The 19835-nt window shown below is 36.1% G+C and carries 18 protein-coding genes, 1 pseudogene and 1 other annotated feature; of the genes and pseudogenes, 7 read left to right on the top strand and 12 right to left on the bottom strand.

Annotated elements, in window-relative coordinates:
- Window positions 1-5 precede the first annotated feature (5 nt).
- From ACTT1L_RS11880 to ACTT1L_RS11865, 4 genes are all read right to left on the bottom strand, one after another.
- On the bottom strand, window positions 6-203 hold the full coding sequence (locus tag ACTT1L_RS11880; RefSeq protein WP_000656322.1) for a hypothetical protein: 198 nt from the start codon (window positions 201-203) through the stop codon (window positions 6-8).
- 58 nt (window positions 204-261) lie between these two features.
- Window positions 262-831 (bottom strand): hypothetical protein, encoded by a 570-nt coding sequence (locus tag ACTT1L_RS11875; protein ID WP_442821922.1) that lies wholly within the window; start codon window positions 829-831, stop codon window positions 262-264.
- Window positions 832-922: 91 nt separating this feature from the next.
- Window positions 923-1363: a Dps family protein gene (locus ACTT1L_RS11870; RefSeq protein ID WP_001041890.1), complete on the bottom strand. Its 441-nt coding sequence runs from the start codon at window positions 1361-1363 to the stop codon at window positions 923-925.
- 212 nt (window positions 1364-1575) lie between these two features.
- A complete protein-coding gene (locus ACTT1L_RS11865; protein WP_000227570.1) occupies window positions 1576-3009 on the bottom strand; it encodes an alanine/glycine:cation symporter family protein in 1434 nt (477 codons plus the stop codon).
- A 407-nt stretch (window positions 3010-3416) separates the two neighbouring features.
- Here ACTT1L_RS11865 and ACTT1L_RS11860 point away from each other — a divergent pair, with 407 nt between their 5' ends.
- The 6 genes from ACTT1L_RS11860 (at window position 3417) to nprB (ending at window position 8804) form a co-directional block, all read left to right on the top strand.
- Window positions 3417-3914 (top strand): cation:proton antiporter regulatory subunit, encoded by a 498-nt coding sequence (locus ACTT1L_RS11860; protein WP_001026068.1) that lies wholly within the window; start codon window positions 3417-3419, stop codon window positions 3912-3914.
- Window positions 3915-5114, top strand: a complete 1200-nt coding sequence (locus ACTT1L_RS11855; protein ID WP_000380208.1) for a cation:proton antiporter — start codon at window positions 3915-3917, stop codon at window positions 5112-5114.
- A 177-nt stretch (window positions 5115-5291) separates the two neighbouring features.
- On the top strand, window positions 5292-5726 hold the full coding sequence (locus ACTT1L_RS11850; protein ID WP_000422825.1) for a DUF3920 family protein: 435 nt from the start codon (window positions 5292-5294) through the stop codon (window positions 5724-5726).
- 112 nt (window positions 5727-5838) lie between these two features.
- On the top strand, window positions 5839-6249 hold the full coding sequence (locus tag ACTT1L_RS11845) for a MarR family winged helix-turn-helix transcriptional regulator (RefSeq protein ID WP_000845457.1): 411 nt from the start codon (window positions 5839-5841) through the stop codon (window positions 6247-6249).
- 50 nt (window positions 6250-6299) lie between these two features.
- The gene (locus ACTT1L_RS11840; protein ID WP_000488945.1) at window positions 6300-6998 is read left to right on the top strand and encodes a pirin family protein; all 699 of its coding nucleotides are present in this window, start codon (window positions 6300-6302) and stop codon (window positions 6996-6998) included.
- Between the two features lie 156 nt (window positions 6999-7154).
- The gene (nprB, locus tag ACTT1L_RS11835) at window positions 7155-8804 is read left to right on the top strand and encodes a neutral protease NprB (RefSeq protein ID WP_048557413.1); all 1650 of its coding nucleotides are present in this window, start codon (window positions 7155-7157) and stop codon (window positions 8802-8804) included.
- A 41-nt stretch (window positions 8805-8845) separates the two neighbouring features.
- Here the strand turns inward: nprB and ACTT1L_RS11830 are convergent, their stop codons facing one another.
- The 4 genes from ACTT1L_RS11830 to ACTT1L_RS11815 form a co-directional block, all read right to left on the bottom strand.
- Window positions 8846-9163 carry a metal-sulfur cluster assembly factor gene (locus ACTT1L_RS11830; protein WP_000082521.1) on the bottom strand — a complete coding sequence of 106 codons (318 nt, stop codon included), beginning with the start codon at window positions 9161-9163 and terminating at the stop codon, window positions 8846-8848.
- A gap of 118 nt (window positions 9164-9281) precedes the next feature.
- Window positions 9282-10973 carry a methyl-accepting chemotaxis protein gene (locus tag ACTT1L_RS11825; protein ID WP_061131780.1) on the bottom strand — a complete coding sequence of 564 codons (1692 nt, stop codon included), beginning with the start codon at window positions 10971-10973 and terminating at the stop codon, window positions 9282-9284.
- Window positions 10974-11197: 224 nt separating this feature from the next.
- Window positions 11198-12892 carry a methyl-accepting chemotaxis protein gene (locus ACTT1L_RS11820; RefSeq protein ID WP_071742134.1) on the bottom strand — a complete coding sequence of 565 codons (1695 nt, stop codon included), beginning with the start codon at window positions 12890-12892 and terminating at the stop codon, window positions 11198-11200.
- A gap of 413 nt (window positions 12893-13305) precedes the next feature.
- On the bottom strand, window positions 13306-14124 hold the full coding sequence (locus ACTT1L_RS11815; RefSeq protein WP_309422176.1) for a class I SAM-dependent methyltransferase: 819 nt from the start codon (window positions 14122-14124) through the stop codon (window positions 13306-13308).
- Between the two features lie 114 nt (window positions 14125-14238).
- Window positions 14239-14509: a binding site (T-box leader), on the top strand.
- Window positions 14510-14559: 50 nt separating this feature from the next.
- Between ACTT1L_RS11815 and metG the strand changes: the two genes are divergently transcribed.
- Complete coding sequence (gene metG / locus ACTT1L_RS11810) at window positions 14560-16194, top strand: methionine--tRNA ligase (RefSeq protein ID WP_442821921.1); 1635 nt, start codon at window positions 14560-14562, stop codon at window positions 16192-16194.
- 41 nt (window positions 16195-16235) lie between these two features.
- Here the strand turns inward: metG and ACTT1L_RS11805 are convergent, their stop codons facing one another.
- From ACTT1L_RS11805 to ACTT1L_RS11790, 4 genes and pseudogenes are all read right to left on the bottom strand, one after another.
- Entirely contained in the window at window positions 16236-16490 is a 255-nt protein-coding gene (locus tag ACTT1L_RS11805) for a hypothetical protein (protein WP_000154156.1), read from the bottom strand.
- A gap of 72 nt (window positions 16491-16562) precedes the next feature.
- A complete protein-coding gene (locus ACTT1L_RS11800) occupies window positions 16563-17465 on the bottom strand; it encodes an EamA family transporter (protein WP_000410516.1) in 903 nt (300 codons plus the stop codon).
- Between the two features lie 139 nt (window positions 17466-17604).
- Window positions 17605-19046, bottom strand: a pseudogene (locus ACTT1L_RS11795) (sensor histidine kinase).
- Window positions 19024-19689 carry a response regulator transcription factor gene (locus ACTT1L_RS11790; protein ID WP_000148833.1) on the bottom strand — a complete coding sequence of 222 codons (666 nt, stop codon included), beginning with the start codon at window positions 19687-19689 and terminating at the stop codon, window positions 19024-19026. Before ACTT1L_RS11790 ends, ACTT1L_RS11795 begins: the two are co-directional and overlap by 23 nt.
- Between the last annotated feature and the right edge of the window lie 146 nt (window positions 19690-19835).

Genomic DNA, 19835 nt, shown 5'->3' with positions numbered 1-19835 from the left:
CCGTATTACTTTGGAATGCCTTTATCATTTTGATTACTTTGTTTTTTATACAAGTACCAGCCACCCCAGCCGCCACCAATTGCTACTACAACGAGGAAAGCGTAGTCTTTCACCTCGATACGTATGTTGAAAATATTAGCTATAAGTAAGACAATCCCAACTGTTATTAATGCAAAAAATGCTCTAATTAAGTAGTCTTTCAACTGAACCACTCCCGCCATTTAAGTAGTAAATGATGAATATGGAAAAGCTTTTTTGGATCTAGTTTACTAAAGGGTGTTTCCTATATCTTAACATAAAAGAGATTGTAATATATTGATGAAAGTAGGGGAGAGGAGCGCTGATATTGTCGTGATTTGTCGGTAAGTCGATATATTGAGAAAATCGCTGATATATTGGATGGAATCGCCGATATAATTGGAAAATCGCTGATATATTGAATGGAATCGCCGATATAATTAGAAAATCGTTGATATAAATTTCATGTACCAACAAAAGCGACCATTCCATAGAAAAAAGCGACTCTGAACGAGCCGCTTCCGCTTTTAGGTGATATCCAGCTCCAGCGGCTAGAACAGTCGGTTGTTTCACGCCTTCATTCGAGGCAAAAAGCGCCTCGTAATCAGGAGTTCCAACACCCTCCTGTTCTGAACGAGCCGCTTCCGCTTTTAGGTGATATCCAGCTCCAGCGGCTAGAACAGTCGGTTGTTTCACGCCTTCATTCGAGGCAAAAAGCGCCTCGTAATCAGGAGTTCCAACACCTTCCTGTTCTGAACGAGCCGCTTCCGCTTTTAATGATATCCAGCTCCGGTGACTAGAACAGTCGGTCATTTCGCGCCTTCCTGTGAGGCAAAAAACGCCTCTTCGTCAGGAGCTCCAATGCCCTCCTGTTCTGAGCAAGTCACCTCCGCTTTAAAGTCTATTATTGATTCAAGAATGCACGTAGCATCCAAGCGTGTTTTTCTAGTTCTGTGTAGATGCCTAGTAGTAGGTCAGATGTCATTTCGTCGTCAGAGTTTTGAGCGATTTCCATGCCTTTTTTCAGTTCGACTAGCATCATTTCGTAGTCTTTCATGATTGCTTCGACCATCCCTTCTGCAGTTTCTCCGTATGCTGCTTCTTGAATAGAAGATATTTCTAGGTACTCTTTCATTGTTGCTACTGGTTTGCCGCCAATTGCTAAAATACGTTCTGCAATTTCATCGATGTGAGTAGCTGATTCTGTGTAAAGTTCTTCGAATTTCTCATGTAATGTGAAGAATTGAGGTCCTTTTACGTACCAATGGAAGTTGTGTAGTTTTGTGAATAAAACACTCCAGTCTGCTACTTGTTTGTTTAATACTTCGATTACTTGTTTGTTCATTATGATCAATCTCCTTTTGAGTTGTTATGTGATATCAATTACTAATTTATAATTATTATAATCTAGGAATTCATATAAATCAACCCTTTTGCTGGAATTAATTTGAACAAATTATGAACTGTGTAAATAAAAATCCCTATTACTGTAGAGTAATAGGGATTTTGTTTGATATATAGCTCTTGTTCTGAACGAGCCGCTTCACCGTTTAGTTGTTATACAGCTTTTTTATTCTCTTCTACATCCTGTCCATCCCAGCACTCTGTATTTTGTAAGCCAGGGATAGAGCTTGCAACGAAAACAGGATCTTTTCCTTGTTTCTTTTGCTTCATATAGTCTACTAATGCTGCGTAGGCGAATTTGCTTAGGAATGAGATGGCAATTAAGTTTGTCAATACCATTAGTCCCATGAATAAATCAGCTAAGCTCCAAACTGTTTGAAGGGCAGCGATTGATCCGAAGAATACCATTCCGACAACTGCAACGCGATAAATCATTAACCAAGTTTTGCTTTCTTTAATAAATGCGATGTTTGTTTCACCATAATAGTAGTTTCCTAGTAAAGAACTGAACGCGAATAGGAAAATAATAATTGCTAAGAAAGTGCTTGCCCATGGTCCGATTTGTGAACTTAATGCATTTTGTGTTAATTCAATACCCTGTAAATTTGTTCCTTTGTAAAGTCCAGAGCATAATACGATAAATGCTGTTGATGTACATACTAAGAATGTGTCTACGAAAACACCTAACGCTTGAACAAGTCCTTGTTTGACAGGGTGAGATACATCTGATGTTGCGGCTGCGTTAGGGGAGCTACCCATACCTGCTTCTGTTGCGAATAGACCGCGCTGAATTCCGAACTTAATTGCTGCTCCAATACCACCAGCGATGGCTTGGTCTAAACCGAATGCGCCATTAAATATTTCCATAAAAATGCTTGGTAACATAGTAAAGTTGTTAATAACAACAAAAATAGCCACACCAATATAAATGATTGCCATTGGCGGAACAATCATTTCCGTAATACGTGAAATGCTCTTAATACCACCGAAAATAATAACTGCAACTAATAAAGCTAATAGAGCTCCTACGATCGTTCGCTCTAGTCCAAAAGCATTTTCAAATGCTATTGTTACTGTGTTTGCTTGTACAGAGTTGAAAATTAATCCGTACGCAACTGTAATAAGAAGTGAGAACCAAACACCCATCCAGCGTTTGTTTAATCCTTTTTCCATATAATATGCTGGGCCACCACGGAATCTGCTTCCATCTTTTACTTTATAAATTTGCGCGAGCGTACATTCTACGAAACTAGTAGCTGCTCCAAGGATAGCGATAAACCACATCCAAAATACTGCGCCAGGTCCGCCCATTGAGATAGCTAATGCTACACCAGCTAAGTTTCCGATACCGATACGTGCAGCTGCACTTAAGCAAAATGCTTGGAACGGGGAGATGCTATCTTTCTTTTTTTCTTTTCGATTAAATCCTTTACTAATTAAACCGACCATCTCACCGAAATGAGTAATTTGGACAAATTTTAATTTAAAAGAGAAATAAAGACCGAAGCCGATTAGCATTGCAATAAGAATATATGACCATAAAATATTATTCGTTACCTCAAGGAATCTGCTAAAGATATCAACCATATAATACACTTCCTTTTTTCCGTAATAAGAAAATTATATGCAAAAAATATACGAGAATCAATTTTTCTAAAAAATCATGTTACTTAAATATATTTTGTGTTATGATTATGTTACATGATAATATTTTTAGAATTATTTACATTTTAAAAAACTAAATGTAAAGCGAGAAAGAGGGGATGATTTGAAAGAAGAATCTTTATGGAAAGTAAGCCTTGAGAGTTTGAAAATGAGAAGTAATATATGTTTTATCATTACATCTTTTAGTATCTTTTTAGGAGCCACTTATTATTACAATAAAAGATTTCCAAATCACAGGTATCCTGAATGGTTAGAATTTCTAAAATGGATTGGATGAACAAAAGATAGAAAAACAGAAAATTTAAATAAAATTCGAGGAGGAGCTAAAGATGAATATTAGAGAAAGTGAACTTCCGGGTATTGGCTATAAATTTCAAATCGTTACGAAAGGTAATGAAAAGATGGTAATTGTTATTCATGATGACGGACGTAGAGAAATGTATCATTTTGATTCAGACCATGAAGAAAGTATCTCAAGTATTTCATTACGCGACTCAGAGGCAAGACAAATTGCAGCAATATTAGGTGGAATGGTGTATAAACCTAGAGCATTAGAAAATGTTGAAATGGTCTTTGAAGGTTTAGCGATTGAGTGGTTTAAAGTAGAGAATGCTGCGCCAGCAATCGGAAAAACAATCGGCGATCTGGAAATAAGAAAAACATATAGCGTAACGATTATTGCAGTTATGAAAAAGAATATGAAAAAGCTATTTAATCCAGGACCAGACACGGTAATTGAAGAAGGCGATATGCTTGTAGTTTCAGGCGAGAGAGAAGAAATTAAAAAAATTATTAATGAGTTACTTTCGAATAGGGGGACTGACTAGATGGATACGTTAATTTTTGAAGTTGGTACAGCGTTAGTATTAGTTGCAATTGCGGCAGTAATTGCTGGAAAGTTTAAATTCTCAGTCATTCCGTTTCTAATTGTTCTTGGGATGCTAGTGGGACCACATGCGCCGACAATAGGTGTGATCGATTTCAAATTTATTGAAAGTGCAAATGTCATTTCCTTCCTTGGACGGATTGGCGTTCTGTTTCTTCTGTTCTATCTAGGACTAGAGTTTTCAATGAAAAAACTAATTAAATCTGGACGTTCTATTGCGATTGGTGGAACGATCTATATTTTAATTAACTTTTCACTTGGGTTATTATACGGATTTATAATGGGATTCCCTTTACTAGAAATCTTAATTATTGCGGGGATTATTACGATTTCTTCTAGCGCTATCGTTGCAAAGGTGTTAGTGGATTTAAGAAGAACTGGTAATAATGAGACCGAATTAATTTTAGGAATTATCATGTTCGAAGATATATTCCTGGCTGTATATTTATCAGTCGTTTCTGGATTAGTTCTAGGGGATCACGCTTCATTCTTAGGTGCCCTTACTTCAATTGGAATTGCTTTAGGATATATGCTTCTATTCTTTATTGTAGCTAGAAAGGCGACGCCGTTATTAAATAAATTGCTCAATATTAGTTCAGATGAAATTTTCATTATTGTAGTATTTGCTTCATTATTCTTTATTGCAGGATTCTCGGAAACAATTCACGTTGCTGAAGCAATTGGAGCACTTCTTTTAGGATTAGTTTTCTCTGAGACAGAGCATAGTGACAGAATTGAACATCTCGTTGTTCCATTTAGAGACTTTTTCGGAGCTATTTTCTTCTTCAGTTTCGGATTAAGCATTGATCCGTTCTCACTGGGCGGAGCGATATGGTTAACGTTAGGTGCTGTCCTTCTTACAATCATAGGAAACTTTATAGCAGGGATGATTGCAGGACGACAAGCTGGATTATCTCATAAAGCGTCAACAAATATTGGATTAACAATTGTTTCAAGAGGAGAATTCTCCATCATTATGGCCAATATCGGTATCGCCGGTGGTTTAATGTCAGTCTTGAAGCCATTTTCAGCACTATACGTGCTTATACTATCTATCTTAGGTCCACTTCTGACGAAAGAGTCAAAGAATGTATATAAATTTTTAAATAAAGTCTTTAAGTGGGATACGAAGACTAACTAAATTAAAAAAATAAAAGTAAAAGATATGTATGAAAAATTGATTGCGGAAAAGGAATCTATGTCGATATAGATTCCTTTTTAATTGGCATTTTTTCAAGGATGAAAGAATACGTTTAATATTTACCATATTGTGGCATACATATAGAAAAAGGATGCTTGGAAAGGGGAATAAAGAGAAATGGAACTCCAGTTTCAAAATGTATATCAACAGGTGGAGAATTGGTATGTGTTGGATTCGGAGCTTCCTTGGGATGTCAAAAGGCTTAGAGACGATTTATTTTCACTGATTGAAGTATGTAAAACACCGGTTATTTTTTGTGATACGTGTGATGCGAATCATGTCCTTTTATCATTAGGAGAAGAAGAAGAGGAATTTTTATTCCCGGTAGGTGGTTTTTATCATAAAGAAAAACAATTAATTTTTGTTTGTATGTGGGAAGAGTATGAGCAAGTCCTTAAAACACTACTGCATGAATTTCGTCATGCAATGCAGCATAAGAGTGAAGTATTATATGTGGGAAGTGAATTGTACGAAGATAGATGGATTGAGAAAGATGCGAGAAAGTTCGCGGAGAGGAAGTTAGATGAATATAAAAATAGAAAGCTAATGTAAAGCATAGTGGAGAAATGACGCTGTGCTTTCTTTGTTTCTTACTAAAAATAAGTAATTGACTTTTATGAAGTTTAGTTCTAAACTAATGGTATGAAACGAGCGAGGTGATGAAATGAAAACAGAAGATAGACTAGGTTTACTCCTATGGTTTCGTTTATCACGTTTTTATAACAAAAGTATTCGTGAGACGAATCAGCATTTGAAAGAATGGAATGTATCTGCCGCTCAGTTTGACGTACTAGCTCAAGTTGGAGGGCATGATCGTTTAACGCAGCAAGAGCTTGGAAATAAGCTATTTGTTACGAAAGGAAATATTACGCAGCTTTTAAATAAAATGGAGCAGCTTGAGTGGATTCGTCGTGAACAAGAAGGTACTACAAAATATATTTCATTAACAGAAAAGGGAAGAGCTTTATATGAAGAAATCGTCCCGCCTCAAGAAACATTCCAAGCGGAGCAGTTTCAAAATTTAAATGTAGAAGAACAACATCAATTATTACAATTACTAAAAAAGTTACAGTGAGAAAAATTTTAAAATAAATCTTGAATTCGAGATAATATGAGGTGAACGGTATGTTTAGAAAAGTTGATCATAAAAATATGGGAAGAGCAAATCACGGTTGGTTAAATACACATTTTCATTTTTCCTTTGCCAATTATTATAATCCTAATAACATGAACTTTGGTGCATTACGTGTAATTAATGATGACTTAGTAGCACCGCAAACTGGTTTTGATATGCATCCACACCGCGATATGGAAATCATTTCGTACGTTGTAGACGGTGCTTTAACACATGAAGATAGCATGGGGAACCGCGGAACAATTGAGCGTGGACATGTTCAATATATGAGTGCTGGCACAGGTGTATTTCATAGTGAGCATAATTTAGGAAATGAAACATTACGTTTATTACAAATTTGGATTTTACCAGACCGTGAGGATCATAAGCCAAACTATGGTGAGTTTACATTTGATTGGAGCAAGCGTGAAAATGAATGGTTTCATATGGTATCTCAAGTAGAAGGCGGGGCACCAATTCAAATTCATCAAGATGCGAATTTATATTCTTTATCGTTAGAAGCAGGAAAAGAAATTCATTTTCCAGTGAAAGAAGGCCGTCAATTGTATGTTGTACAAATTGAAGGTAGTAGTGTAATCAATGGTGAGACACTTGTTATGCGTGATGCAGCAGAAGCGATTGAAGAAGATATTCATATTGAAGCGAAAGAGCAATCACACTATTTAGCAATTGAATTGAAAAAGCAATAAAATGTTTATAAAAAAGAGGACGTCCGATAGGGTGTCCTCTTTTTTTGAGTAGAATTGTCAGAAAAAACTTTCTCAAATTTTAGGTAAAGGTATCCACTTGAAAACCAAGAACTGTATAAAAGTGTCAAAAATCTTTAGGGAATGGGGAATGTTATAGTGAAAAAGCAAGTCATTTCATCAGCATTAGCGTTAACTGTTATCGCCGGGGGATTTGGAACATTTGGAGCAACGACAACGAAAGCGGAAGAACAAAAAATTCAATACCATCAAGAATTTAAAACGCCTGCATACATAGGTGAAGAATGGAAAGCACCGGAAGGACTAGATAAAAAAGAAACGGTCTTTCAATATTTAGAGAGTAAGAAAGATATGTTCAAATTAGCAGGAAATATTGATAAGCACTTTAATGTCGTTGGGGAAGAAAAAGATGCTGAATCCGGTACAACACACGTGAAGCTAGTTGAGAAACATAATAACATTCCTGTGTACGGTTCAGATCAAACAGTTACACTAGATAAAGAAAATAATGTAAAAGCATTCTTCGGACAAGTTATTCCGAATTTAGAGGATAAAAATATTCCTGAGTTTGCAAAGATTAGTGCAGAGCAAGCAGAAACAATTGCAAAGGCAGATATTGAAAAAGAAGTTGGTAAAGTAAAGAATTATGACGGTGTGAAAAAAGATTTATATGTGTATGAAAAAGATGGGAATTACTATCTTGCATACTTAGTGAAAGCGTCGATTTCAAAGCCAGCTCCAGGGTATTGGCATTACTTTGTTGATGCAACGAATGGAAATGTGATTGAGAAATATAACGCTGTAGATCACATTACAGGATTTGGTTACGGAGTACTAGGAGCTAGACAATCATTTGAAATTGCTCAAGATGAGAAAACAGGACAATTCAACTTGTTTGATGGTAAACGAGGACAAGGTATCCATACGTTTGATGCAGAAAATATGGATGAAAACTTGTTTAATTTATTCTCACAATGGCTTGGATATACAGGAGAAGAAGTTGAAAGTAAATCTAAGTTCTTCGAAGATAAAGCTGCAGTTGATGCGCATGTAAACGCAGGAAAAGTATATGATTACTACAAAAAGACATTTAATCGTAACTCTTTCGATGATAAAGGCGCGAAGCTTATTTCGACTGTTCACGTTGGAGAAAGCTGGAATAACGCAGCTTGGAATGGTGTACAAATGATGTATGGTGATGGCGATGGAAAAACATTCATTCCATTATCTGCTGGACTAGATGTTATCGGTCACGAATTAACGCATGCTGTAACGGAACATACAGCAAATCTTGTTTATAAAAATGAGTCAGGTGCGTTAAATGAATCGTTATCTGATATTATGGGTGTCATGGTTGAGAAGAAGAGCTGGGATTTAGGTGCTGACATTTATACACCTGGAAAACCTGGTGATGCACTTCGTTCTCTGAAAGATCCAGCGTCTATTCCAAATCCATTAAAACCAGGTGAAGGTTACCCAGATCATTATAATAAACGCTACACTGGAACAGCTGATAACGGCGGCGTTCATATTAACAGTAGTATTAACAATAAAGCTGCATACTTAGTATCTGAAGGCGGGGAGCATTACGGCGTGAAAGTAACAGGAGTAGGCCGTGAAGCGACAGAAAAAATTTATTACCGTGCTCTTACGAAATATTTAACTGCAAACTCTGACTTTAAGATGATGCGCCAAGCAGCACTTCAGTCAGCTGAAGATTTATATGGTAAAAACTCTAAAGCTGTACAAGCTGTAACGAAAGCTTATGATGCAGTAGGCGTAAAATAATAAGAGAAAAGACCTGACTAGGATGTCAGGTCTTTCTGTATTTAGTCGCGAATACCTAATGCGATTTTCGCCATACGTGACATGCGTTCTTTAGACCAGGGCGGATTCCATACGACATTTACTTCTATTTCATTGACTTCAGGTACGTTCGTTGATAATACTTTTTTTACGTCTGATACAATTTGCCCAGCCATTGGACAACCGATAGAAGTCATAGTCATCGTAATGACAGCATTATTATTTTCATCTGCTGTAACGTCATAAACTAATCCAAGATTAATAATATCAACACCGAGTTCAGGGTCAATAACAGCTTCTAAGTTTGCATATAACTTTTCTTCAAATGCTTGTTGTGACATGTGTAGCACCCCCTACATATTAATGATATCGATTCTCATTATAACGGATATATGTATAAAGTGCAGGAAATGAGCTCAAAAAAATATTCCTCTTGGAAGAGGAATATTTTTGGAATGGCTATTCAGTTTTAAAATGTGATACGAGTTGATCTAATTCTTCAACTGTTTGTTTCATTTGTTTAGCTGTTTGTGTCATCTCATTCATCGTAACGACTTTTTTCTCAGCAGATTGTGCTGTTGCCGCTGTTTCACTAGATACTTCAGTCGAAATAGAAGCGATGTTATTCAGTGAAGCGTTCATTTCTTCAGCACTTGCAGCCATTTCTTCAGCAGTTGCTGAGATGTCTTGCATTTGAGTAGATACTTTGTTTACTTGTTCTACAATTGTTGTGAAGGAATTTCCAGCTTCACGAATGACATGAATGCCTTCAGATGCTTCCGAACGGCCTTGTGACATCATAGAGCTCGCAGTTTCAGTGTCTTGTTGAATTTGATGTAGTAATTGGTTAATATCTGTTGCAGCAGTTTTAGATTGTTCAGCAAGTTTTCTAACTTCGTCAGCTACGACAGCGAAGCCTTTTCCTTGTTCGCCAGCACGAGCTGCTTCGATAGATGCATTTAAAGCAAGTAAGTTTGTTTGTTCCGCGATATTAGAAATAGATTGTACAGCTGTATCAATATACTTCGTGTGGGTGATTAGACGTTCGACCACTTCTGACGTAGCATTTACAGCGTCGTGTATCGTTGTCATTTGTGAAACAGATTTTTGAATAACAGTATTTCCATCGTTAGCTTGTTCAGATGTAGCTACAGCAAGTTCAGTTACAGATGTGGCAGATTCAGCAATGCGCTGAACACTTACTGCCATATCGTCCATTGCAGTTGAGCTTTCTTCCATGCTAGCGGCTTGTGATTGAATACTCTCATTTAAGTTGGACATTGTGCTTTGAACTTTTATCGTTGCCTCGCGTGATATATTCGTCTTTTCTAGCATGTTTTCAGAAGCGTTTTGTACTTCTACAGATGTTTTTTGAACACGATTAATGATATGTTGTAGGTTTTCTAACATTTTATTAAATGATGTTGCGATCGTACCAATTTCATCATTACTGTTTACTTGTAGGCGGGCTGTTAAGTCACCTTCTTGAGATGATAATTCTTTTAGTTTACTATCAATTTGTTGAATTGGTTTTACAAGTTTACCAGAGAACCACCATGCAAGAGTGATAGCTACGATAATGCAAATAATAAGTGATAAGAAGACAACATATTCAATTTGTAGTGAAGATTGATCAATTTTTTTAATAGATTGATCACGTAATTTAGCCTGTTCATTACTGTAATTTGTGAAGTCACCAATTACTTTATATACAGTATTATTTTCTGCATAAGCTACTTGTAGTGCCTCTTCCCACTTTTGTTCTTTTGCAAGAGGGAAAACTTTCTCTTCAATGAATTTTCTCCAAGTGGATCCTGATTCCATTGTATTTTTTACAGATTCAGAAAGGTTAGGATTTGAAAGAAGTTGCTCTTTCTTATCTTCAAGAAGTTTACTCATCGAGTTAAATTTGTCTAATTCGACCTGATCATGTTGTAATAAATAACCTCTTAAAGCAGAGAGCTGTACTTGATAAGCATCTCCGCGCTCTTTTAATTGTGTTGCAAGAGGAGAGATTTCTTTTTGTAATGCTTCAGTTTGACGAGATTGATCCATGGTAAAAAATAAAATAAAAGCTAAGGCGATGCCAAATAAAGCGCAAATCGTTCCCATCATAAACATTAGTTTTTTTCGAATGCTAATAAAATTCATATGATAAAAAGCCTCCTTTGTGAAATCTTAGTATTAGAATTAATAAATTTAAAAAATTGAAAGAAAGCTTTACTCCAGATGGAACAAAGCTTTCTTCTTTCCTTTAGGAATTATAGCAGACGGAATGGGAGATAGAAAGAAATGTTTTAAAGTGAAAAAGAGAGACTGTAAATCTCTCTTTTTAAAACCTTGGAGCTCATAGAAGTATAAATGAAAATTTTGCTTTAAACGTTTGTCTTGAAATGAGAAACGAGAACTTCAAGTTCTTGCACAGTCGTTTTCATTTCAGATGCTTTTTTAGCAACGACACTCATTTTGTTTACTTGGTCACCAGCTGAAGTTGCTGTTTGTGATGTTTCGGCGGCAACCTCATTTGAAATAGAAGCGATGTTATTTAAAGCTGCGTTCATTTCTTCAGAACTTGCGGCCATTTCTTCAGCAGTTGCAGACACCTCCTGCATTTGTGTAGAAACTTTGTTAATGTGGTTAACAATTTCTGAGAATGAAGATCCAGCAGTACGAATGACTGTAATGCCTTCAGAAGCCTCTGATTGACCTTGCGTCATCATTTCATTTGCTATTTTTGTATCTGCTTGAATTTGATGAAGTAAATGGTTAATATCAGTTGCTGCTAGCTGAGATTGTTCAGCAAGCTTTCGTACTTCATCGGCAACAACAGCGAAGCCTTTTCCATGTTCACCAGCACGAGCCGCTTCAATGGAAGCATTTAAAGCGAGTAAATTCGTTTGTTCCGCGATATTAGAAATAGATTGAAGTGCAGTATCAATATGATTTGTATGTGTAATAAGTCGTTCTACTACTTGTGATGTAGCGTTCACAGCTTCATTAATGGTATGCATTTGTGTAATAGATTTCTCAATGACTTTATTCCCACTATCAGCTTTTTCTGAAGTAGTAACAGCTAGGCTAGCAACAGAAGAGGCGGATTCTGCAATACGCTGAACACTTGTTGCCATATCGTCCATTGCAGTTGAACTTTCTTCGATGCTGGAAACTTGTGAACGAATATTATGCTCAAGAGCATTCATAGTCTCTTCAGTTTTGGCGGTATTTTCCATAGAAGCAGTTGTTTCGATAAACACATTTTCAGATGCTTCTTTTACACTTGTTGATGTTTGTTGCACTTGTTTTATTATACGTTGTAAATTAGCGAGCATTTGATTAAAGGAATTGGCGATATCACCAATTTCATCTTTACTCGTTACATGCAATCTAGCAGTTAAATCACCATCTTGCGAAGCTAATTCTTTTAATTTCTCATCAATTTGTCGTATCGGTTTAACGAGCTTACCAGAGAACCACCATGCTAATAAAATAGACGTTACTGTACATGTAATAAGTGAGAAGAAAATAATATATTGAATAAGCGATGAAGAAGACTCCACGTCGGCAATTAATGCGTCACGTTTATCATTTTCTTCATTTGCATATTTCGTAAAACGACTTAAAAGGTCGTTTACGTAATCAGTTTGAGCTAAAGCGATTTTAGATGCTTCGTCCCATTTTCCTTCGCGAGCGAGAGGGAGGACTTCATTATCTATGACGCTTCGCCATTTTCCGCCCATTAAAATGGCTTCTTTCATTCCTTCCGAAAGTTTTTTATCACTGGTTACTTTTTCTCTCGTATCAGCTAGTTTTTTTCCTTCTCGGTTGAATTTATCCAATCCTTTTTGATCATGTGATAGTAAATATTCTTGTAAACCAGCAACTTGTGCTTGGAACCAATCGCCACGTTCTTTTAAAATGGTTGCTCTTTTGGAAACATCATTTTTTAACGTTTCAATTTCGCTCGCTTGGCTCATAGCGAATGAAAGAATAACAATAAGAGCAATGCTAAATAAAGAAGAAATGCTTAAGAGTGTGAACAGTAGTTTTTTTCGAATACTAACATATTTCATCGTTACCCCTGCCTTTTAAAAACTGTTTATTATAATTTATAAATATTTAGAGCAGAATTAATAAAAACATCATTATGAAGTTATTAATCTGTTCAATAAAAATTATAGCAGATAATGGAATATGGCAGATTCATATAAGTAAATGTTCTTAAAATGTATACATTTGCATATCAAAAAATTCATAAATAAAAATAAGAAATGCTATTGTAATTTGAAATAACATCATGTATACTTCTAATTAGTTGATAACGATTATCAGTATCAACTAAAGACATTACTCTTCGTTATGTTGGTCATACCCCTTTTTGACGACGTAAGTCAGAGACGAAATGTTGAAATATCTTGTGTCCTATTCTACAGAATTATGGTAATCTCCAACCTCAACTTATATGCGTGAGCATGCAAAAAGGATCCTATCCGTGAAGGGATCCTTTTTTGCATGATGTCGCAATTAATGTATAGAGACCCGGTACACGCTCTTCCATTCCTTCCGGTGCAGTAGAAGGGAAGACCCATCTTTGATGAGGCCCGTGTTCTTCAACTAGTTTTTCAATTTTAAAATGTTCTTCTGCAAGTGTTGTAACAATTTCTCCTAGCGTCCAGCGGCGGATGGTTGTTTTAGGTAACGATTCTTTCTGCGCTTCTGTAAGAAGGATGCTATAAGCAACATCCTCTTCAATTAATTCTTTATCAAAATAATTTCCATTGGCCTGAAATGATGGGTGGTCGACTCCTAATAATTTAGTATAAACAGGGTGATAGTCACGAAGGATCAGCATTCCATCTTCTTTAAGTAAAGTAGCAATTTTTTGAAAGAGCGGTTTTAAATCTAAAAAATAATGGAGTACACCGAGTTCCAGCAATACGATATCAAATGATTCGGAGAGCTGCACATGTAATACATCAGAAACGACATATTCGATAGAGACACCGGCTGCGTCCGCAAGTTCATTTGCATATTTTGCATTACTTGCTGAAATATCAACAACTGTTACGTCAGCTCCTAAAAGAGCGAGAGCAACAGCTTTATTTCCTTTTGACCCGAGTAAATTAATAATACGTTTTCCTTTCGGAGATTGTATGTAAGGTAAATAGTGATCTACCTCACGCATAGGGTCTTCTATGATTTTTTTCGCATAATCAGCTGGTGCCCCGTGACGATTCGTCCAAGCTTCATAAGCAGCTGCATTCCAGCTTTTTTCATTACGTGTGCTTAGTTGTTTTTGATTCAATTATATCACTCCTTTTGTGAACGTATAGGTATTCGGCAGGGGGATGGAATTTCCTTTTCTTTCTAGATAAAAGTTTGATTTTTCTGTAATTAAGTCGTACAATACTTGTTATACGTAAAAGCGTTGAAAAGGAAAAGTAGGATGAACACATTCTTTCCAGAGAGCTTCGGTAGCTGAGAAGAAGCAAGAATATTCATTTGAACAATGGCCTTTGAGCTTCGTCCTGAACTTATCAAATGATAATAGTAGGCGGCGACGAGAGTTGGTACTCGTTATCAAAACCACAGTATAAGAGCATATAGCTCCGTACTTGTTAAGGCTAATTATGTGAGTAATTGGCGAAATAAGGTGGTACCGCGACTGTTTATACAGCCCCGCCCTTATCTTTTTTTAGATAAGGGCGGGGCTTTTTATATTTTAAAGGAGGAATGTAAGATGAGTATTTTTATTGGAGGCGCTTGGCCGTATGCAAATGGTTCGTTACATCTTGGACATATTGCGAGTTTGTTACCTGGAGATATTTTAGCACGTTATTATCGGGCAAAAGGTGAGAATGTGTTGTATGTTTCGGGAAGTGATTGTAATGGAACACCAATTGCAATTCGGGCAAAACAAGAAGGTGTGACGGCGAAGGAAATTGCTGATCAGTATCATGAAGAGTTTCAGCGATGTTTCCGTAGCCTTGGTTTTACGTATGATTGCTATACACGTACAGATAGTGAGCACCATCATGAAACGGTTCAAAATGTTTTTTTACGTTTATTAGAAGAGGGACATATTTATAAAAAAACAGTGGAACAAGCATATTGCGAAACGTGTACACAATTTTTACCTGATCGTTATGTGGAAGGGATATGTCCGCATTGCCATGAAGCAGCAAGAGGAGATCAATGCGATGCGTGTTCAGCTATTTTAGATCCACTCGATTTGTTAGAAAAGAAATGTAAGTTATGTGGTAGTACACCATCCGTACAGGAAACAGAGCATTTCTATTTTGCATTGCATACATTTCAGGAGCAAATCAAAACGGCTGTAGAAAACGCCAAACAAACAGAAAGATGGCGCGACAATGCGATTCAACTAACAGAGAGATATGTAAAGGAAGGATTACTAGATAGGGCTGTATCACGTGATTTACCAATTGGGGTACCAATTCCAGTAGAAGGGTATGAAGATAAGAAAATTTACGTATGGATTGAAGCAGTGACAGGCTATTATTCAGCGAGTAAACATTGGGCTGAAAAAACAGGGGAAGATGATCAAGAGTTTTGGGATAGCGAAGCGAAAACATATTATGTGCACGGAAAGGATAATATTCCGTTTCATTCCGTCATTTGGCCAGCGGTATTACTTGGAATAGGGGAAGGAGCAATCCCGCGTCATATCGTTTCGAATGAATATTTAACAGTGGAAAAAAGAAAATTATCTACAAGTAAAAACTGGGCGGTATGGGTGCCTGACATATTAGAACGCTATGATCCAGATTCTATTCGTTACTTTTTAACCGTCAACGCACCAGAAAATCGCGATACTGATTTTTCATGGCGTGAATTTATTTACAGTCATAATAGTGAATTATTAGGTGCATACGGGAACTTTGTGAACCGGACATTAAAGTTTATTGAAAAATATTATGGTGGTATCGTGCCGAAAGGAAGTATTGATGTAGAGCTGAAAGATAAAGTAGAAGGATTATATAAACATGTAGGAGAGGGGATTGAGCAAACTAAATTCAAGGTGGCGCTAGAATCAATATTTGATGCAGTACGTTTTGCAAATAAATACTTTGATGAGAGGCAGCCTTGGAAACAAAGGGAGGATGATCCAGTTTCATGCGAAGAAACGATTTATAATTGTGTGTATCTCATCGCTAATTTTGTAAATCTTCTTGAACCATTTTTACCATTTTCAAGTGAAAGAGTTAGAAACACATTATCGATTGTGAACCGGAATTGGGAGCCTCAACATACGTTGCCAAGTAGAATTGATAGCGTGCAGCCACTATTTGAACGGATTGATGTGAAACAAATTGAGCATGAGGTAGAGAAATTATATGGAGCGGTAAAGTGAGATAGAGAAAAAGACCTTTCAAGTAAATGAAAGGTCTTTTGTTATGCAGTAGGATTCTCCTTCTTATCCTTTAAGAAGAACAGCACAGCAAGGATTACGAGAATAATAGCTGCAATATCATATGTTATTTTGAATGTGGTATTAAAGTTTAAGTACTCCACCAAAGGGGTTTTGACTGCTCCAGAATATATGCAAATAGGAATGACGAGCACATCGTAAAATTTCTTTTCTTTCATATATCTTATTAGGAAGAAGATACACATAATGGCAAAAAAGGCTACGCTTAAAATAGTCATTTATACCTCCAAATAGATTTGAAATTATACCACATTGTAACTTTATTTCCATTTATAAGCAAGTTAATATTTTTAAGCACTATACACGCGATTACGTTTTTTTTCTTTCCTAGCTGTAAGAAGTTGAGGAGTGAAAATCCCAAGTAATATAACGATAATCCCAATCCACTGCATGAACGTTACGACTTCATGTACAAGTGTAATAGAAGCAATAATGGCTGTTGGTAATTCAGCTGCACCTAGTATTGTACCAAGTCCTGTTCCTACTTTCGGTACGCCAATCGAAAAACAAATGACAGGTACGACAACGCCGAATAATCCGAGGAAGAAAGCATATTTCCATAGGCCAGCTTGCAGGGCACCATCTGTTAAAAAGGTTGGCGGGAAGAATAGGCATACGATAAGCGTAGCGCTTGTTGTCATAAGAAAGCTTTTCGTATAAGGCGGAACTTCTGTAGCAACACGCCCACTGGCGAAAACATAGAATGAAAAAGAGACAGCGGCTAATAGACCAAAGATCATACCTTTCGTGGAAAAGTTTTGTCCGAGACCTTCAAAGACACCGCCTGCAAACAATGTTCCAGCAAATAAAATAATGATAGATATAACTTTCTCACGGCTTGGAAATGTTCGGTTTGCAATTGCTTCAATAACGACACCAATCCATGTGAACTGGAAAAGTAGGACGACAGCGATAGATGCTGGTAGTTCTTCTACAGAAATAGCGTAGAAGATACCGGTCATACTCATCGTTGTGCCAACTGTTAGTAAGGAAAAGAATTGCTTTTTTGTTACTTTATGACGTGAAACGAAAAGAACGAGCAGAAGAAGACCAATCCATCCGAAGACATATTGTCCTCCTAATAGTTGATGTGCTGAAAATCCATTAATGAATCCGAGTTTGAAAATAGTTGAAAGTACGCCGTAGCTACAAGCTCCGAATAAAACGAGTAATGAATACTTAAATTTCTCCATGAAAATCCTCCTTTTACATAATAAAAAACGCCCGCTATCCAAATAAGGATAACGGGCGAACGAAACAGAGTCATATACTCTACAAAATTCCGCCACTCATACGAAGTATGAATTTGGGATATGCAATTGTAGTAGGTTTTTACATTGCTTTTGGGAATACAATAGAACATTTTACACCTTGAGGCGTGTTTTGTATACCATAAGGAAATTGATGTTTATCTAGTATTTGTTTTACAATGTATAACCCAAGACCACTACCTTGTACTAAGCCGTGTTTGTCAGGGTTTGCGCGATAGAATGGCTCAAATAAATGAGCAAGTTTATCCTCATCTATTTGTGAACCTGTATTTAATACTTCTAATGCGTAACCGTTTGGCTTTTCATAAAGCTTTATATATACATGCTGATGGTCAATTGTATAATGAATTGCATTTGAAATAATGTTAAAAATGGCAGTTTGAATAAATTTAGGATCAGCTAAAACTTGTACATCTTGTTTAATGTTAGATTGAACATTTAACTGCTTTACAGATACGAAATAATCTACTTTCTTCATAACATCCTCAATAATATTAGTTAATGAGATAACTTTTAAATCAGGTTTAAATTGAGGGTTTTGTATTTTGGATAATTCCGACATTTTTTCCGTTAATATGTTAATGTCTTGCATCATTTCATAGGAACGTTTTAAATATTTATCTCTATCTTTATAAGCTCCAATTCCGTGAATCATGCCATCTAGTTGTCCCATAACGGCTGCGATTGGTGTTTTTAATTCATGGGAAACCATAGACATAAATTCTTTACGAGATTGTTCTAATTGTTGTTCCTTTTTGAGTTCATTTCTTAAATCTTGATTGCTTGCATGTAAATTCTTCACTATATTTGGTACTTGTGAAGCAGCTACTTGTAAATTAAAATCTGTTTGATCCGTATTTTTGTTGAGTAGCTTTTTATCTGAGAAATCAAGATTCATAATATCTTTTAAAGCATCACTCATATATTGAAAAGGTTTAGCAATTAGTTTTGCATAAATTAAAGATCCGAGCAGAGATAATGCAAGCATTGTTGCGCCGATATGTGGAGCTAATTGCTGCAGTACATCTGTTAATTTTGGATTATCTTGTGCATCATTTGCTTTACTTGCTGCATTTTGTTTATGTAAGGCATCATTAGTAGCGACTTGCTTTTCCATTTCTGTAGATGGAGCAGAAGCGCTATTTTTCCCCGAAATATTTTGAGTATGTTCTTTTGCTTTTGCAGTTTGGCTAGGCTGCAAAAGGTGATTGATAGCTGTAGAGAGAAATTATAATCTATAATAGCAGATTGGAAATTAAACATGTCCCCCTGTGATACAGCTTTATTTTGATTCATTTTACTTTGGTCGTTTTGTTTATCTGAATCCGCTTGTTCTGTAGTATGCGTTCCATTTTCTTTCGCAAAACGTTCTTTATCGTAGTTTGAAGCTAAGAAGTAAATAACTTGATAAAGACAAAGTGATAAAAGAATACAAAATAATAAGGTTTTGATGAAAATATTTTTGGTGATGTTGTCTTTGCTACGATTCGATTTTGTAGCCAATGCCTTTCACCGTTTTAATATAAGGAATTCCTAATTTTTTTCGTAAGTTTTTAATATGTGTATCTATAACTCTTACATCACCATAATGTTCATAGCCCCATACCTTATTCAACAAATCACTTCTTGATAATACTTTTCCTCGATTTTGCAGTAAAGTATAAATAATTTCAAATTCTTTTGTTGTCAATTCAATTTGATTACCATGAACATAAGCGGCGTATGCTGTAGAATTTAACATCAATTCATGGAATTGTAGTATAGTCGCAGCTTCGGCTTCCTTCGTTGCTGCCCTTCTTAATACAGCTTCTACACGTTTAATAAATACGGTGTAATGGAACGGTTTCGTAATATAGTCATCAATACCTAATTCAAATCCTTTAATTTCACTTTCTTCATTATGTAAGCCTGTTAACATAATGATTGGTACATCAGATTGTCCTCGCATAATTTTACAAATACTATAGCCATCTATATCTGGTAACATCACATCAAGGAGGACAAGATCGTATGAATTTTTTTGGAAAAGAAGTATACCTTCTGTCCCAGCACCAACGACATCAACAGTAAAGTTTTGTGCCATTAGAAATTCACGAATTAGTTCTTGTATATCTGGGTTGTCTTCAATCACCAGTATATGCGTCATAGTAACACCTCCTAAATAACGCTTTTTACTGCAATATTCGAATTCATCATTTTTTCGATGACTCAGATTGTTTATACATATAATAAGCCCCCGCCATAGAATAATCATGAAAGTAGCAAGGGGAGTTGTTTAGTGAAACTGAATAT

It is taken from the genome of Bacillus sp. FH (assembly GCF_052216825.1).
GTDB classification, from domain to species: domain Bacteria; phylum Bacillota; class Bacilli; order Bacillales; family Bacillaceae_G; genus Bacillus_A; species Bacillus_A paranthracis.
Note: the sequence above shows the minus strand (reverse complement) of the source record. Positions and strands in the feature narration are given on the sequence as shown.

Coding starts and splice junctions, on each gene's coding strand:
- ACTT1L_RS11875 (WP_442821922.1), bottom strand. CDS start 831: ATGACCGACTGTTCTAGTCACCGGAGCTGGATATCATTAAAAGCGGAA.
- ACTT1L_RS11870 (WP_001041890.1), bottom strand. CDS start 1,363: ATGAACAAACAAGTAATCGAAGTATTAAACAAACAAGTAGCAGACTGG.
- ACTT1L_RS11865 (WP_000227570.1), bottom strand. CDS start 3,009: ATGGTTGATATCTTTAGCAGATTCCTTGAGGTAACGAATAATATTTTA.
- ACTT1L_RS11860 (WP_001026068.1), top strand. CDS start 3,417: ATGAATATTAGAGAAAGTGAACTTCCGGGTATTGGCTATAAATTTCAA.
- ACTT1L_RS11855 (WP_000380208.1), top strand. CDS start 3,915: ATGGATACGTTAATTTTTGAAGTTGGTACAGCGTTAGTATTAGTTGCA.
- ACTT1L_RS11850 (WP_000422825.1), top strand. CDS start 5,292: ATGGAACTCCAGTTTCAAAATGTATATCAACAGGTGGAGAATTGGTAT.
- ACTT1L_RS11845 (WP_000845457.1), top strand. CDS start 5,839: ATGAAAACAGAAGATAGACTAGGTTTACTCCTATGGTTTCGTTTATCA.
- ACTT1L_RS11840 (WP_000488945.1), top strand. CDS start 6,300: ATGTTTAGAAAAGTTGATCATAAAAATATGGGAAGAGCAAATCACGGT.
- ACTT1L_RS11830 (WP_000082521.1), bottom strand. CDS start 9,163: ATGTCACAACAAGCATTTGAAGAAAAGTTATATGCAAACTTAGAAGCT.
- ACTT1L_RS11825 (WP_061131780.1), bottom strand. CDS start 10,973: ATGAATTTTATTAGCATTCGAAAAAAACTAATGTTTATGATGGGAACG.
- ACTT1L_RS11820 (WP_071742134.1), bottom strand. CDS start 12,892: ATGAAATATGTTAGTATTCGAAAAAAACTACTGTTCACACTCTTAAGC.
- metG (WP_442821921.1), top strand. CDS start 14,560: ATGAGTATTTTTATTGGAGGCGCTTGGCCGTATGCAAATGGTTCGTTA.
- ACTT1L_RS11805 (WP_000154156.1), bottom strand. CDS start 16,490: ATGACTATTTTAAGCGTAGCCTTTTTTGCCATTATGTGTATCTTCTTC.
- ACTT1L_RS11800 (WP_000410516.1), bottom strand. CDS start 17,465: ATGGAGAAATTTAAGTATTCATTACTCGTTTTATTCGGAGCTTGTAGC.
- ACTT1L_RS11790 (WP_000148833.1), bottom strand. CDS start 19,689: ATGACGCATATACTGGTGATTGAAGACAACCCAGATATACAAGAACTA.